Raw genomic sequence first — 15,670 nt, 5'->3', positions numbered from 1 at the left:
ACAACGAAGTTTTAATCAAGCAATAGAAAAATGTGGTCCGTGAAGACGTCACATGGACATGACTATTCCTCTTCATCCTCTATTGTTGTATAAGTTTTAACATAAGGGGCACTCGAAAACATCTGAGGGCTCTTTTCTAAACCAATTCCTTTTTCATGCGTGGCTATAATATGAAGGTAATTGGAAGATTCTTTCCAAAAATTAAAATAGCGTTTTTCAGACCATTGGGTTAAGACGATGTATGTATTTGAAGTTTGTGGCCGTAATAATCGAAGCGCGATGAAACCAGGTGCTCCTTTTATGGAATTTATTCGACCGCGTAACAGGTGTTCAAATATTGGACTCCCTTCATCTGTTACTGAAATATGATTAAAAGCAAAAAAACCTTTATCTTCTAAGTTGCTGATTGAACCAATTACCTCGTACCGTAATGGTGTTTGAAAAACGGATGGTCCTGCTGTTTCATGCAATAAAAGTGAGTGCTCATCACTATGCATCACAACCATTTTTTCATTGGTATATTTTTGTCTTAACGATTCCATAAAATTCATCGTTCCGGTTGTCGTAAAAATATTCATTCCCAAAACCTCCTTAAGTTGTCAATAAGCATATGCTTTTAAAGCTTTACTTACGTATATTTTCCCTTAATCCAAAGATTAAAACAAATCATGTCGATTATGTGGCTAAAATAAAGACAATTGTATGACAACAATAGTATTCATCTATACAAACAGATGCGAAAGTTTTACTATGTTAAGGTAGAAGCATCGGAAAGAAAATATAAAGAGAAAGTGGGACTACGTTTTATGACTAAGTTTAATGATACACTTTTACGAGCTGCACGTGGGGAGAAAATTGACCACACGCCAGTATGGTATATGAGACAAGCTGGACGTTCACAGCCTGAGTATTTAAAAATTAAAGAAGAACATGGTTCATTGGAAGATATCGTACGAAAGCCGGAAATTTGTGCATTCGTTACAAAACTTCCTGTTGATCAATATAACGTAGACGCAGCGATTTTATATAAAGACATTGTAACACCACTTCCAGCAATTGGGGTAGATGTGAAAATCAAGGCTGGCGTTGGTCCAGTCATTAGCAATCCAATTCGTTCAGTGCAAGACGTACATAATCTGGGTGAAATTTCACCAGAAGACGATGTACCGTATGTATTGGAAACGATTAAAATGTTAACACAGGAACAATTAAATGTACCGCTTATCGGTTTCGCTGGTGCCCCGTTTACACTTGCAAGCTATATGATTGAAGGAGGTCCTTCACGCACATACAACTTAACAAAGTCATTTATGGTTTCCGAACCCGAAGCATGGTTTGTATTGATGGATAAGTTAGCGGATATGACAATTACATACGTCACAGCACAGGTTAATGCGGGTGCGAAAGCAATTCAAGTATTTGATTCGTGGGTAGGCGCACTAAGCGTTTCAGACTACCGTATCTTCGTTAAACCAGTCATGACGCGAATTTTCACAGAACTTCGTAAATTAAACGTACCACTGATTACATTTGGCGTAGGGGCAAGTCACCTTGCAAATGAGTGGCATGATTTACCAGTTGATGTTGTCGGATTAGACTGGCGTTTACCGATTCAAGAAGCAGGGGAGCGCGGACTAACTAAGCCGTTACAAGGAAACCTAGACCCAACGCTACTAATTGCTGATTGGAACGTGATTGAAGAACGTGCCAAAGCAATTATTGAGCAAGGGGTAGAACATGGTAGCCATATCTTTAACCTTGGTCACGGTGTATTCCCAGATGTAAAACCAGCTACATTGAAGAAATTAACTGAATTCATTCACACATATAGTGCAGAATTACGTAAATAACGTAGATTTAAACTTCATATAGCCGGAGATTAAGCCGGCTATATGATTTTTTTGAAATTAATTACATGTAACATGGGGTACTAACAATATATAGAGGTGACAACATGACAAAAAAGAAAATGGGTCTATTAGTAATGGCGTACGGAACGCCTTACAAAGAAGAAGATATTGAGCCATATTACACACATATTAGGCGCGGTCGTCCGCCTGCTCCAGAACAGCTAGAAGATTTACAAAACCGGTATGCAGCCATTGGTGGGATTTCACCACTTGCAAAAATTACTGAAAATCAAGCGAATGCATTATGCGATCGTTTAAATGAAGTCCAGGATGATATCGAATTTAAAGTATATATCGGTTTGAAACATATTACGCCGTTTATTGAGGAAGCAGTCCAACAAATGAATACGGACGGTATTACTGAAGCGGCCTCAATTGTGTTGGCGCCTCATTTCTCTACGTTTTCCGTTCAGTCATACAACGGACGTGCAAAGGAAGAAGCAGAGAAATACGGAATCGAAATGACATCGGTTGAAAGCTGGTACAAAGAGCCAAAATTCATTGCGTACTGGGAAAAGCAAGTCCGAGAAACGTATAGCAGTATGAGCGATGAAGAGCGTGCCAATGCTTGTCTAATCGTATCTGCGCACTCTTTGCCAGAAAAAATTATTGCGAATGGCGATCCGTATCCGGAGCAGCTACAAGAAACAGCAGATTTAATTGCCAAGGCAGCAGGGGTTACAAATTACGAAGTTGGTTGGCAAAGTGAAGGTCAAACGCCTGAACCGTGGTTAGGACCAGATGTTCAAGATATGACGAGAGATTTACACAACGAAAAAGGCTATACGACATTCGTTTATACACCAGTTGGGTTTGTTTCAGACCATCTAGAAGTACTCTATGATAATGATTATGAGTGTAAAGTGGTCTGTGATGAAATCGGGGCTTCGTATTACCGACCAGCAATGCCAAATACTGATCCATTATTTATTGACGCAATGGTGGATGCGGTTTTTGGAAAAATGAACGAATCGAAATCATGATAAAAGAAAGTGTTGATGACAATGAACGAACAACGTAAAAAAGTCGTCATCGTCGGCGGAGGAATTACAGGACTTTCCGCAGCGTTTTATATGCAAAAAGAAGCACGAGAAAAAGGGCTTCTTCTTGATATTCTCCTTGTTGAAGCGTCTAACCGTCTAGGCGGTAAAATTCAGACGGTAAAACGTGATGGTTTTATTATTGAACGCGGCCCTGATTCCTTCCTCATTCGTAAGAAAAGTATGGGGATATTGGCGGAAGACGTCGGTGTTGCAGGTGAACTTGTTAAAAATGCGACGGGGCAGGCTTATATCTTTATTAATGGTAAATTACAACCAATTCCCGGGGGTTCTATTATGGGCATCCCGACAGAAATCGGTCCGTTTTTGACAACGAATCTATTTTCATTAGCTGGTAAATTAAGAGCTGCTGGTGATCTCGTGCTCCCTCGAAAATCGGTGGAAGGTGACCAATCGCTAGGTGCATTTTTCCGTAGACGGTTAGGTAGAGAGGTTGTTGAAAATCTAATCGAACCATTGTTGTCTGGCGTGTATGCTGGTGATATAGACCATATGAGCTTGCAATCTACTTTTCCTCAATTTGCAACAGTAGAGAAAAATCATCGCAGTTTAATACTCGGGATGAAAAAAACATCACCGAAGAAGGCGCCAACTCGACACGGTGCCGATGCCAAAAAAGAAGGGGCATTCCATACGTTCCGAAATGGACTTGAAACAATTGTTGAAGCGATTGAACGGCATTTGGCTCCGGATTCCGTATTGAAAGGTGTGCGCGTAGAATCGATTGAGCGTAACGAGGATAAGAATCTTCTCACCTTAAATAACGGTCAAGAAGTTGAGGCGGACGCTGTTATTTTAACTACGGGGCATAAAGTGGCCAGTGATTTATTTTCCCAGCACGGCGTCCTTCAAAACATAGGAGAAATTCCAACAACTTCTGTTGCGACAGTCGCCTTAGCTTTTCCGGAAGAAGCGATTGTTCAAGATCAGGAAGGAACTGGATTTTTAGTTGCGCGAAATAACGACTATTCCATAACGGCCTGTACTTGGACACACCGAAAATGGCCAACATCAACGCCAAAGGGCAAAGTGTTACTCCGGGCTTTTGTCGGGCGTGTTGGGGAAGAAGCAATTGTTGATTTACCAGATGCAGATATTGAAAAAATCGTATTAGAGGATCTTAGTAAATTAATTGAAATTAAAGGTGAACCCGACTTTACGGTGATTACACGTTGGAATGAGGATAGACCCCAATACCGCGTTGGTCATAAAGATCTAATCTCCAAGGCCAAAGCTGAATTGGCGGATAAATTTCCACGTGTGAAGATTGCAGGGGCTTCCTACGAAGGTGTAGGACTACCGGATTGTGTGGACCAAGGAAAAGCAGCAGTTAGAGAAGTGCTAGACGATTTATTTGAATAAACTTTTGCCCACCAATGATTTGGTGGGTTTTTTGATGCAGAAATGAAATTGTTAGCCAAAAAAAAGAGCAGCTACCGGACAATTATTTTTCCGTAGCTGCTAATTTATTTTAAAGAATGTTACAAGAGTCACATTTATTCCCATAGCAATCATGTTGTTCAACAATTTCCTCACCACAAGTTACACATATTTTTGCAGGCAGATTTTTAAAAAACTCGATAATGTTTTCAATCATGTTGAATTTATCCCCCTAGCAATTTAGTATTCGGAAAACCGAAGATTTAAAGGCTGTTGCATTTATCACATTTGTTTGTGTAGCAGTCGTGTTGTTCAACCATTTCTTCGCCACATGTTCCGCATAATTTAGCAGGTAAGTTTTTGAAAAATTCAAGGACGTTAACTAACATTTATTCTCATCTCCTTCGTTATTCTGTACTAGTACTGTTCTGTATATTTATAGTGTATTATAACAATGAGTCAAATGTCAACACATTTTTGAAGTTTTTAGATAAAATAGTAGAGAGTCTATTTTGAAGGGGCGAAATTAATTGTATTTTATTGATAATAAAGGGATTACAGATCCACAAATTAACCTTGCTATTGAAGAATATGTTCTTCGGACGATGGATATTGATGAAGATTCATTCCTACTGTTTTACATAAACGAGCCGTCTATCATCATCGGGAAAAATCAAAACACGATTGAAGAAATCGATACGGATTTTGTTGAGAAGAATGGCATTAAAGTCGTCCGTCGATTATCTGGTGGCGGTGCGGTATACCATGATCTAGGGAATTTAAATTATAGTTTTATTACGAAAGATGACGGAGAGTCGTTCCGGAACTTCAAGAAATTTACAGAGCCGGTTGTTGAAGCGCTGAGTAAAATCGGGGTAAAAGCGGAGCTTATTGGACGGAATGACTTGCTCGTTGAAGGCCGTAAAATTTCCGGAAATGCACAGTTTGCAACACAAGGACGGATGTTTAGTCATGGAACATTAATGTTTGATACAGAAATTGATACAGTTGTATCCGCGTTAAAAGTACGGAAAGATAAAATTGAATCTAAAGGGATTAAATCGATTCGTAGTCGCGTTGCGAATATATCCGAGTTTTTACAGGAACCGATGACAATTGAAGAGTTGCGTCTAGAAATACTGAAATCGATTTTCGACGGGGAAGAAAACATCAAGTACAAAGAGTTAACGGATGAAGATTGGGAAAACATTCATGCATTATCGAAGGAACGTTATGCGAACTGGAACTGGAATTACGGAAAATCCCCGAAATTTAATATGCAACATTCGCACCGTTTCCCAGTCGGAAGTATTGACGTCCGACTTCAAGTGAATAAGGGGATTATTGAAGATATTGCCATTTTCGGTGATTTCTTCGGCATCGGTGAAATTGAAAAAGTTCAGGAAAAGTTGCGCGGTGTCACTTATAATAGGGAGTCAATTGAAGAAGCGCTATCTGAAATTGACGTGCCTACCTATCTTGGGGGCATCACGATGGAAGAGTTCATCCAGCTAATCTATTAAAATATAAGAACGAACATGAAAAAAGCCTAACGTGTGCGTTAGGCTTTTTGTTATGAAAACTTATTTGTCACTGCTTCTGACAGCGTGAATGAACAATGTTTTCTCAGAAGTATGCAACGTATTGACCAGAGTTCCCAACGTTTTTGAAAAAGGATGCAACGTACAGCTAAAAGTACGCAACGCTCCGCGGTAAAACTCATCCAAAACAGCACGAGTCAAGTCTAGAAGTAAAAAGAATAAAGAACGCTGGAAATTAGGTTCTCTTTTCTAGCCAGGAGGGGTTCGTGGTATACTAACAGTATTGTGTAAGGAGGAGAGTTTTTCATGGAGAAGCATCGAATTTTCATAGTAGAAGATGATCGCAAAATTGCGGAGTTGCTAGCTGATACTCTTCGTAAATATCAATACGAGGTGGCGATTGTTGAAGACTTTGACCAAGTGGTTGAAGAATGTCTTGCATTTCGTCCACATCTTATTTTGCTTGATATCAATTTACCCGCATATGACGGTTATTACTGGTGTCGTCAATTGCGTTTACATACGACTTGTCCGATTATTTTTATATCGGCACGTTCTGGCGATATGGACCAAGTATTTGCGTTGGAAAATGGCGGAGATGATTTTATCACGAAGCCGTTCCATTATGAAATAGTGCTGGCGAAAATACGAAGTCATTTACGTAGATCGTTTGGGGAGTATGCCGCTGTGCAGGCTGAACGGACAGTACAGGTAGGGGCACTTCATTTATATATTGAAAGAATGGAGTTGCACGTCTTTGACGAAGTGGTGCCACTTCAAAAAAAGGAATGCATAATTTTAGAACTGTTGCTTGAAGCCACGCCAAAAGTCGTTTCACGTGACAGTTTATTGGAGCAATTATGGGACGACCAATCATTTGTGGATGAGAATACATTAAATGTAAATATGACGCGCGTCAGAAAGAAACTTGCAGATTATCATATCAAATCGACAATTGAAACAGTGCGGGGTGCTGGTTATCGCTTCGTACCGGATGCGGCAGAGCTATGAAAGCAATCCGGTTATTTTTAAAAGATCATTTATCATTTTTAGTTTTCCAAGGCTTTCTTGTCTTGTTTTTACTTTTACTATTTTGGTTAGATGGATTTCGTAGCTATGACATATTCATCTATGCAATGGTCATGAGTATCTTATTTACATTTGGTTTTTTAGGCGGAAAATTCATTATGCGCCGTTCATTTTACGCAGCAATTGTGCAAAAGCCGTCTAGAATGGAAGATGCACTGATTCAATATGCGCAAGGTCCGGAACATCAACGAATTGCAAATTACACGAGGAATTTATATAAAATTTATCAAGACGAGGCGCAATCGTTATATTCATCTCAAAGTCGACAAATTGAATTTATGAATCATTGGGTTCATCAAATGAAAACGCCCATTTCTGTAATTAATTTATTGGTACAGGAAGAAGAAATCGATCGGCAAAGTGTTAGTGAAGAACTTGACAGGTTACAAGCGGGACTTGATACGGTGCTTGTTAACGCAAGTTTAGAAACTTTCGAGCGTGATATGACGATTGAGAAAATAAATTTACAGCAACTCGTACAAGAAACAATCACTGCACATAAAAGACTACTAATCACAAATCGTATTTTTCCAGTCCTTGAAATAGATGAAACGTTAATCGTCGCAACTGACCGGAAATGGTTGAAAATCGTTATTGGCCAATTTATTACAAATGCAGTCAAATATACTTTTGAAAAAGGAAAACGGATTTACTTGACTGGAAAGTTGGCTGAGGAAGGTGTGCGCTTGTCGGTCCGTGATGAAGGGATTGGCATTCCAACCTCCGATTTAGGCCGGATTACGAATGCTTTTTTCACCGGAGAGAATGGACGATTAACTGGAGAATCAACGGGAATGGGCCTATATATCGCTTCTGAAGTATGTGAAAAACTAGGTCATCCTTTAACGATTGAATCTGAGATGGGTGTTGGTACAGAAGTGACGTTACTGTTTAAAAATGGGGAAGGAGGGGCAAATGTTGGAGCCACTCGTGAAGTTGACAGAAGTGACGAAGATTTATGAAAGTAAAATCATGAAGCGTGCATTAAATCGACTTAGTTTTAGTGCGATGGAAGGTGAGTTTATTGCGGTTATGGGACCTTCTGGAAGCGGGAAAACAACACTATTAAATATGATTGCAACCATCGATTTGCCGACGTATGGCGGGATTATTATTGACGGAGTCGAGCCGGAAAATTTGTCTGAAAATGAACTGGCTTTGTTTCGTCGTCGTCATTTAGGGTTTGTTTTCCAAGATATTAACTTACTCAATATGTTAACAGTTGAAGAAAATATCGTATTACCGCTTACGTTAGACGGGATGCCCCTTGAAGAAATGGAACGTCGTGTCGCTGAATTGGTTCAAAAACTTCGTTTAACGGAGATTGTAAACAATCGACCAGATGAGTTGTCAGGTGGACAGGCGCAGCAAACTGCTATTGGACGGGCACTGATCCATAAGCCGAAAATTATTTTGGCAGACGAACCGACTGGAAATCTTGATTCGAAATCAGCGAAAGATGTATTGGAATTATTAAGTGAAGTGAATCAAGATGAACGGACAACGATCATTATGGTGACGCATGATCCGATAGCGGCAAGTTATTGTGATCGGGTTTTGTTTATTAAAGACGGTGAGTTTTTCAATGAAATTTATAAAGATGAACGTAGACAAACGTTTTATCAACGGATTTTAAACGTACTATCACTTTTAGGGGGCCATCATGACCTTTCGACAATTCGCTTATCGTAACGTCGTTCGAAACCGTCGTATTTATGCTGCTTTTTTCATGGCCAGTGTTTTTTCAGTCATGGTCTTTTTTCTTTATTCGATGCTTTTATTTCACCCGACGATTGAAGACAAGTTTGTTCAGGAATTTGCAGTCGTAGGGATGGGCGTCGCGGAAATTATTTTATATATTTTTACTGTCTTTTTTTTATTTTATTCTATGCGTGCATTTCTTCAGGCACGCTCCAGGGAGTTTGGCGTCCTTCTTCATCTTGGGATGGAAAAAAAGCAATTGAGCCGCTTGATTTTTTTGGAAACGATGTTAATTGGAACAGCGGCAATAGGGGTTGGAACTGGATTAGGATTCACGTTTTCAAAATTCTTTTTTATGATTGTACGTGAAATTGTCATGTTGCCATCCTTGCCGCTTTATGTATCGTGGAAGCCTTTTGCTTTGACCATTGGTGCTTTTTTTAGTTTGTTTATTTTAATTTCGTTTATTGCCCCAGTGTTTATTAAATCGGGTAAAGTAGCTGATTTAATACGTGGGGAAAGGAAGGAAGACAATCAATATACGTATTCCAAATTTCGTGGGTATATGGGTATCTTTCTACTCGGTTTTTCTTATGTATTGGCAACGTTAACGTCTAATGCAATCGTTCTTAAGCTCTTTGTGCTGTTACCCCCAATTGCAACGTTAGGGACGTACTATTTCTTTACAGATTCAGCGCCGTTATTCCTTCAGAAATTACGGTCAAGTCGAAAGGTATATTGGCAACATTCTAGGTTGCTCTCTATTTCATCCGGAATTATTCAGTTGCGTGAAAATGCACGAATGTTTTTTATCGTGACAATTGTATCGACCATTGCATTTATGTCGGTGGGGACACTCGCGTCCTTAACGTCATTTGCATCCCAATATCGGGCGATGAATCCACTTGGACTTGTTTATGTCAGCCAACCAGAAAATACCGAAGAGGAAAAACATATCGCTCAACTTATTCATGAATTAAAGGAAGAAGAAATTGCCTATACATTAACGAGATTTCAGGTCATCCAGCAAATGTCTACTTTTTCAGATAGCATCGTAAATATCCTGAGCTTGGAGCAAGTAAATCAGTTAGCAAATGAGTTAGACCATTTGTCGATTCAATTAAATGAAGGCGAGGCACTATTTTTACCGCCGTCTAATTCATCGTATCAAAATTTGAACCAAAGAGTGGTTAGGACTGAGTTGGGAGATAGTCATGTAGAGGTTAAGATTGATGGGGCCTATCCTTATCAATTATTTCCAGCGTATTCGATTGGTACGAATGTGATTGTTTTAAATAATATCGATTATAAACGCGTAGCGCTCAGTACTACAAGAGGAAAGGGCGTTTCGTTTAATTATTATGCGTTCCATATTCCTGAATGGCAAAAGACAAAAGATATTGGCTTGACGATTAGTAATACGGTCACTGAATCTTTTTTATTAGAATCGAAAGGTACGCTTCCTTATGCATTTGAGAATCCCGGGCTCAGCTATTCGATTATTCGAACGACGTTTTCGTTGTTGCTATTCACCGGCTTGTTATTGGCAGGCGTCTTTTTTCTTGCGACGGGTAGTTTTATTTACTTTCAGTTATATACCAGTTTGGCGCAAGAAAGAAAAAAGTTTGATGTTTTGCGTCGTTTAGGACTTACAGATCATGAGTTGAAAAAGATAATTAATCGCCAACTCATTCCTCAATTTTTCTTTCCATGGGGTGTAGCTTTTCTTCATAGTTCATTTGCATTTTTATCTCTACAAGTGATCTGGGATGCCCTTGCGGAAATATCGATTGTGAAAGAATTAGCCATCGTTCTAATCGGTTTCACTTTCATGCAATTGATGTATTTTTATTTGATTCGTTGGCGTTATTTAGTGCATATCAAAGCATCGGGATAATTCGGCATCACTTGAAAAACTTGGTGATTCATTCTAGTGTTTCGCACATTACCCGCTACAGAGGTACTTTGATTGTAAGGCACAAGAACTTCCTTATGAAGCCTAGCATATGTTGGACTATACATCAGCGGTTTGAATGATGACTGAATCAGCATCATTACGAGGGAGGGAGTTGCTGTGAAAAAAGCATGGCTACTACTGTTATTGACTTTCGTACTTGTTTTGGGAGCCTGTAAATCAGATGTAGAAGACGTTAAGGAAGAGCCGGTAGAAGAAGTTGAAGAATCAAAGAAAGAGGAGAATAAAGTTCCCCCACCAAGTGCGGAAGATGAGATTAGTGCTATGTTTGAAACAAATACTGATTTCCTGACATTTGTTGAAAAGTTTTACTCCTTTCCGGAAGCGGAGCAAGTAGAAATTTACGAAAAAAGTGTACACGGAAAATCGGTGTTGGGTTGGTCGGGTATTGTCGTTGAAGCCTTCGAAAGAGATATCATCATCTATGCTGGCGACCCCGCTCTCTATAAAAATGAAGATTGGCATACCATCACCGAGGTAAGGCCGGAACTAATGGCTTATTCTCTCCTAGTGACAACTTCAGAACATGAACAGAATGCAATGGTGAATCCAGGTGATACCGTATCGTTCACCGGGCGGATTACTGGACGGGGAAGTGAACAGGAGGAAATGATTTGGGGGATAGAAGAAGCGGAATTAATTCAATAGCGGGTGACCGATATCATGCGCAATATAATCAATGGAATATTCCCTATAAAATATGAAAACAGCGATTCATTCCTACTTTAAATAGAGAATGAATCGCTGTTTTATTATATAATAGCGTTATCAAATGTAGGTGCTCTACCCGATGAATTCTAATCAAGAAACTTTAAAGCTTAGCGCTTATATCACGATAATATGCGCTTTAAATAAATGAACTTGTACTTTAATCATCGCCTGATGCTTTTGCCAATGTTCTTCGTTGAAAACCTATCGGATTCTAGTTAGTAATAAACTATTATACTGAAATAGGTTGTTTGTTCAGAAGATTTTATATATACTATTATGTGTAGGGGAATGAATGGTTATTCATTTTAAAGGGAGAAGGGGATGTAAAAATGAATTTAGTTTCAACTGTACGTGAAACTGCATTAGCACAACCTGAAAAAGTAGCTTATCATTTTATGGGACAAGATACGACTTACGCGGAATTTGATGATTTGGTGTCTAAATTTGCATCGGCTTTAGAGGAGTTAGGGGTTCAAAAAGGAGACCATGTTGCTTTTTTACTTGGCAATACGCCTCATTTTCTTATTTCACTTTACGCAACGATGCGACTGGGTGCCACAGCGATTCCAATCAACCCAATTTATACGCCAGATGAAATTTCGTACATAATCCATAATAGTGATGCGAAGGTCATTGTGGCAATAGATGGTCTTTTGCCGTTAGTTGAAAAAGCCGCGAATGTATTTTCGTCTGTCCAACACTATATCATTTGTGAAACTGAACAATCGACAGCTGAAAAAGTTGCGAGTTTACCAGAACAATTGAAGAGTAAAGTGTCTCTATATCGTCAACTGATTGCAAAAGGAAAATCAGAATTTGATCCAGTGCCAGTAAAAGAGGATGATACGGCAATCATTTTGTATACATCTGGGACAACTGGCAGTCCAAAAGGGGCGATGTTGACGCATAAAAATCTTTATTCGAATGCGAAGGATGTTGCTGAATATCTTGGTTTTAAAGAAGGCGATCGCATGGTTGCGACGTTGCCGGTGTTCCATGTGTTTGCATTAACAGTCGTTGTGAATGCACCGCTGTTAAGAGGGGCTGAAGTTCTACTCGTTCCACGATTTAGCCCAGCCGATGTGTTTAAGATTATTAAAGAGAAAAAGGCAACTGTTTTTGCGGGCGTGCCAACGATGTATAATTTTTTATATCAATTTCCTGAAGGGAAAAAAGAAGATTTTGAATCTGTTCGGTTAGCGATTTCGGGCGGTGCATCATTGCCAGTAGCCTTATTGCATAACTTTGAAGAGAAGTTTGATGTAAGGGTTTCGGAAGGGTATGGTTTATCGGAAGCTTCTCCGGTAACATGTTTTAATCCGATAGAAAGAGAACGAATTCCAGGATCAATCGGCACAAATATTGTGAATGTCGAAAATAAGGTCGTGAACGAGCTGGGGGAAGAAGTACCGGACGGTGAAGTTGGGGAACTAATCGTACGTGGGCCGAATGTGATGAAAGGCTATTATAAAATGCCTGAAGAAACAGCGGTCGCACTTCGTGATGGCTGGCTTTATACAGGGGATTTAGCGCGCCGCGATGAAAGCGGTTACTTTTATATCGTAGACCGGAAAAAAGATTTAGTCATTGTTGGCGGTTATAATGTTTATCCTCGGGAAGTAGAAGAAGTCCTATTTGAGCATGAAGATGTAGTGGAAGCGGCAGTCATCGGTGTTCCAGATGTAGATTTTGGAGAAGCCGTTCATGCATTTGTTGTTTTGAAAGAAGGGGTCACAGAAGACGCAGAAAAATTAACAGCATTTTGTGCAGAACGACTTGTGAAATATAAAGTACCAAAGCATATTGAGTTTTTGGATGAACTTCCGAAAAATACGACTGGAAAAATCTTACGACGTACATTAAGCGAATTTGTGACAATATAAGGGTAGGACAAGGACCTTTCGTAGCTATTCTTGCGAGGTCCTTTTTAGTTTCTTTTCTTTTTAATAAAAATAAAGGGATAATGTTACGAATGTCGAAATAAGTAGAGAGCACTCAGTTTAGGGGGAATTAACATGGAAAAGAGAAAGCTAAAAGTAGAAGATTTATTTGAACTAGCATCCGTCGCGAGTCCGAAACTTTCACCGGACGGTCAGGAAGCAGTTTTTGTGAAAACGCATATGGATGAAGAAGAAAATAAATACGTAGCGAATTTATTTCACGTCGATTTAGAAGCAACGGAAGTGACGCAATGGACATATGGCAATGAACGTGTTTCCTCACCAGCATGGTCTAGCGATGGAAAACAAATCGCCTTTTTATCGAATCGGGATGATAAAAATCAAGTATACATACTTCCTGCAAAAGGCGGGGAAGCAAAGAAAGTAACTGATTTTGGACAAGGGGTTTCTAGTTTTGTTTGGTCACCATGTGGCAAGAAAATATGGGTGAATGCGTCGGTGAAAGAAGGTCAAACTTTTACGGATAAAGAGGAAAAGGATGAAAAGAAAAAGCCAGAACCATATCGCGTGACGAAAATGAAATACCAAATGGATGGTGTAGGCTTAATTCCACAAGATTCCTATCGTCATATTGGCGTCGTGGATATTGAAAGTGGAGACGTTACACAGTTTACGGAAGGAAATCATCAATATAGTTTAATGACTGTTTCACATAGTGGTGACGAAATTGTATACGGCGTGAATCGTGCGGAAAATCAAGACTTTGAATTTCGCCAACCGCTTTATCTCGCCGATGTTCATTCAAAAGAAGAAACCGTACTAATTGATGAGGAGGGCTATTACGGAGGCGTTGCATTTTCTTATGATGATCGCTATATCGCTTTTGTCGGCGCGGACAGGACTTACCAAAATGCGACGCAATCCGAACTTTATGTGTACGATAGACAAAGTGAAAGCCGCACTTGTTTAACGGATAGCCTCGATGCGCCAGTCGGAGATAGTGTTGTTGCTGACCTTCAACAAGGAACGAGTGCACCGTCTGTTATATGGACAGAAAATAATGACCTATATTTCAGGTTGTCAACGATGGGAGATGTACGTCTTTATTATGCATCCCTTGACGGGGCAATTTATCCAGCGTCGCCGGAAAATGAACATATTTATGATGTCCAAGTTTCTAGAGACGGAGCGTTTGCAATTGTTGCCGTCAGTAACGCGGTCAATCCGGGAGAACTTTATAAGCAAACAATTGCAACAGGGGAAAGACAAGTACTTACGACGTTCAATAAAGCGTATGTTGAGCAAGTGGAACTTGTTGAGCCAGAAGCGATTGTTTATAAAGGTGCAAAAGGTTGGGACGTGCACGGTTGGCTAATGAAACCTGTTGGCTACGAAGAAGGGAAGAAATATCCACTTATTGTTGAAATTCACGGTGGACCTGCAGCGATGTATGCAAATACGTTTTTCCATGAATTGCAACTGCTTGCGGCGCAAGGGTACGGCGTTCTATATGTGAATCCGCGCGGAAGCCATGGGTATAGCCAAGAACATGTCAATGCGGTACGTGGCGATTACGGTGGCGGTGATTACGAGGATATTATCGCTGGTCTTGATTATGCAATTGAACATAACGATTGGATTGATACGGAGAGACTTGGCGTAACTGGCGGTAGTTACGGCGGTTTTATGACGAACTGGATTGTTGGGCATACGAATCGGTTTAAAGCTGCAGTGACACAACGTTCGATTTCGAACTGGATTAGTTTCTTTGGTGTATCCGACATCGGGTATTACTTTAATGAATGGCAACACGACGCGGATATGAATGATGTAGAAAAGCTGTGGAATTTCTCACCGTTAAAATATGCAAAAAATATTGAGACACCGTTGTTAATTCTCCATAGTGAGGATGATTTGCGTTGTCCGATGGAGCAGGCGGAACAATTATATATTACGCTGAAAAGTATGGGGAAAGAAACGGAATTTGTTCGATTCCCAGATGCGGATCATAATTTATCCCGTACAGGCCTGCCAAATTTACGCATTGCCAGGTTAAATGAAATTACTGGTTGGTTCGAAAGATATTTATAATACATTTGCATCCCTAGTCGTTTCACATGTAAGATTGAAACATGACTTGAATAGGAAGACTGAGGGATGATAAATGACCATTAAAAATGTAATGGAAATTATTGTACGTGATGTTTTACTACGTAATAAAACTGAATTAAAATTAATTTGCTCTTGTGATAGATGTTTGGATGACATTATGGCCCATGCACTGAATAATTTACCGCCACGGTATATCGTCAATCCCGATCATCAACCGTTGTCTCGGAAAATCCACGTTGTAAACTTAATGAATAAATCAAAAGCCGTCCTTTTATGAAAAGGGCGGCTT

General features: G+C 39.7%; 15 protein-coding genes. 12 read left to right on the top strand and 3 right to left on the bottom strand.

The window, feature by feature from the left end; all coding sequences use genetic code 11:
* Positions 1–62: 62 nt before the first annotated feature.
* Positions 63–578, bottom strand: a complete 516-nt coding sequence (locus tag BI350_RS13995; RefSeq protein ID WP_075528702.1) for an antibiotic biosynthesis monooxygenase family protein — start codon at positions 576–578, stop codon at positions 63–65.
* A gap of 228 nt (positions 579–806) precedes the next feature.
* Here BI350_RS13995 and hemE point away from each other — a divergent pair, with 228 nt between their 5' ends.
* The 3 genes from hemE (at position 807) to hemY (ending at position 4,333) form a co-directional block, all read left to right on the top strand.
* Entirely contained in the window at positions 807–1,850 is a 1,044-nt protein-coding gene (gene hemE, locus BI350_RS13990) for a uroporphyrinogen decarboxylase (protein WP_075528701.1), read from the top strand.
* A 104-nt stretch (positions 1,851–1,954) separates the two neighbouring features.
* Positions 1,955–2,893, top strand: coding sequence for a ferrochelatase (hemH, locus tag BI350_RS13985; protein WP_075528700.1), 939 nt, complete (start codon positions 1,955–1,957; stop codon positions 2,891–2,893).
* A gap of 21 nt (positions 2,894–2,914) precedes the next feature.
* Entirely contained in the window at positions 2,915–4,333 is a 1,419-nt protein-coding gene (hemY, locus tag BI350_RS13980) for a protoporphyrinogen oxidase (RefSeq protein WP_075529391.1), read from the top strand.
* Between the two features lie 109 nt (positions 4,334–4,442).
* Here the strand turns inward: hemY and yhfH (BI350_RS13975) are convergent, their stop codons facing one another.
* Together yhfH (BI350_RS13975) and yhfH (BI350_RS16755) are read right to left on the bottom strand one after the other, a co-directional pair.
* Positions 4,443–4,568 carry a protein YhfH gene (gene yhfH / locus BI350_RS13975; protein ID WP_075528699.1) on the bottom strand — a complete coding sequence of 42 codons (126 nt, stop codon included), beginning with the start codon at positions 4,566–4,568 and terminating at the stop codon, positions 4,443–4,445.
* A gap of 46 nt (positions 4,569–4,614) precedes the next feature.
* The gene (gene yhfH / locus BI350_RS16755) at positions 4,615–4,740 is read right to left on the bottom strand and encodes a protein YhfH (protein ID WP_082295091.1); all 126 of its coding nucleotides are present in this window, start codon (positions 4,738–4,740) and stop codon (positions 4,615–4,617) included.
* A gap of 141 nt (positions 4,741–4,881) precedes the next feature.
* Between yhfH (BI350_RS16755) and lplA the strand changes: the two genes are divergently transcribed.
* From lplA to BI350_RS13930, 9 genes are all read left to right on the top strand, one after another.
* A complete protein-coding gene (gene lplA, locus BI350_RS13970) occupies positions 4,882–5,874 on the top strand; it encodes a lipoate--protein ligase (protein ID WP_075528698.1) in 993 nt (330 codons plus the stop codon).
* A 324-nt stretch (positions 5,875–6,198) separates the two neighbouring features.
* On the top strand, positions 6,199–6,903 hold the full coding sequence (locus BI350_RS13965; protein WP_075528697.1) for a response regulator transcription factor: 705 nt from the start codon (positions 6,199–6,201) through the stop codon (positions 6,901–6,903).
* Positions 6,900–7,943 carry a sensor histidine kinase gene (locus BI350_RS13960; RefSeq protein ID WP_075528696.1) on the top strand — a complete coding sequence of 348 codons (1,044 nt, stop codon included), beginning with the start codon at positions 6,900–6,902 and terminating at the stop codon, positions 7,941–7,943. Before BI350_RS13965 ends, BI350_RS13960 begins: the two co-directional genes overlap by 4 nt.
* Positions 7,897–8,673, top strand: coding sequence for an ABC transporter ATP-binding protein (locus BI350_RS13955; protein WP_075528695.1), 777 nt, complete (start codon positions 7,897–7,899; stop codon positions 8,671–8,673). Before BI350_RS13960 ends, BI350_RS13955 begins: the two co-directional genes overlap by 47 nt.
* Positions 8,645–10,579, top strand: a complete 1,935-nt coding sequence (locus BI350_RS13950) for an FtsX-like permease family protein (RefSeq protein ID WP_075528694.1) — start codon at positions 8,645–8,647, stop codon at positions 10,577–10,579. Before BI350_RS13955 ends, BI350_RS13950 begins: the two co-directional genes overlap by 29 nt.
* A gap of 177 nt (positions 10,580–10,756) precedes the next feature.
* Positions 10,757–11,305: a hypothetical protein gene (locus BI350_RS13945; protein WP_075528693.1), complete on the top strand. Its 549-nt coding sequence runs from the start codon at positions 10,757–10,759 to the stop codon at positions 11,303–11,305.
* Positions 11,306–11,697: 392 nt separating this feature from the next.
* Entirely contained in the window at positions 11,698–13,251 is a 1,554-nt protein-coding gene (locus BI350_RS13940; protein WP_075528692.1) for a fatty acid--CoA ligase family protein, read from the top strand.
* 132 nt (positions 13,252–13,383) lie between these two features.
* Positions 13,384–15,360 carry a S9 family peptidase gene (locus BI350_RS13935; protein WP_075528691.1) on the top strand — a complete coding sequence of 659 codons (1,977 nt, stop codon included), beginning with the start codon at positions 13,384–13,386 and terminating at the stop codon, positions 15,358–15,360.
* Positions 15,361–15,433: 73 nt separating this feature from the next.
* Positions 15,434–15,658, top strand: a complete 225-nt coding sequence (locus BI350_RS13930; RefSeq protein WP_075528690.1) for a late competence development ComFB family protein — start codon at positions 15,434–15,436, stop codon at positions 15,656–15,658.
* Positions 15,659–15,670 lie beyond the last annotated feature (12 nt).

The organism is Sporosarcina ureilytica (assembly GCF_001753205.1).
GTDB lineage: Bacteria > Bacillota > Bacilli > Bacillales_A > Planococcaceae > Sporosarcina > Sporosarcina ureilytica.
Note: the sequence above shows the minus strand (reverse complement) of the source record. Positions and strands in the feature narration are given on the sequence as shown.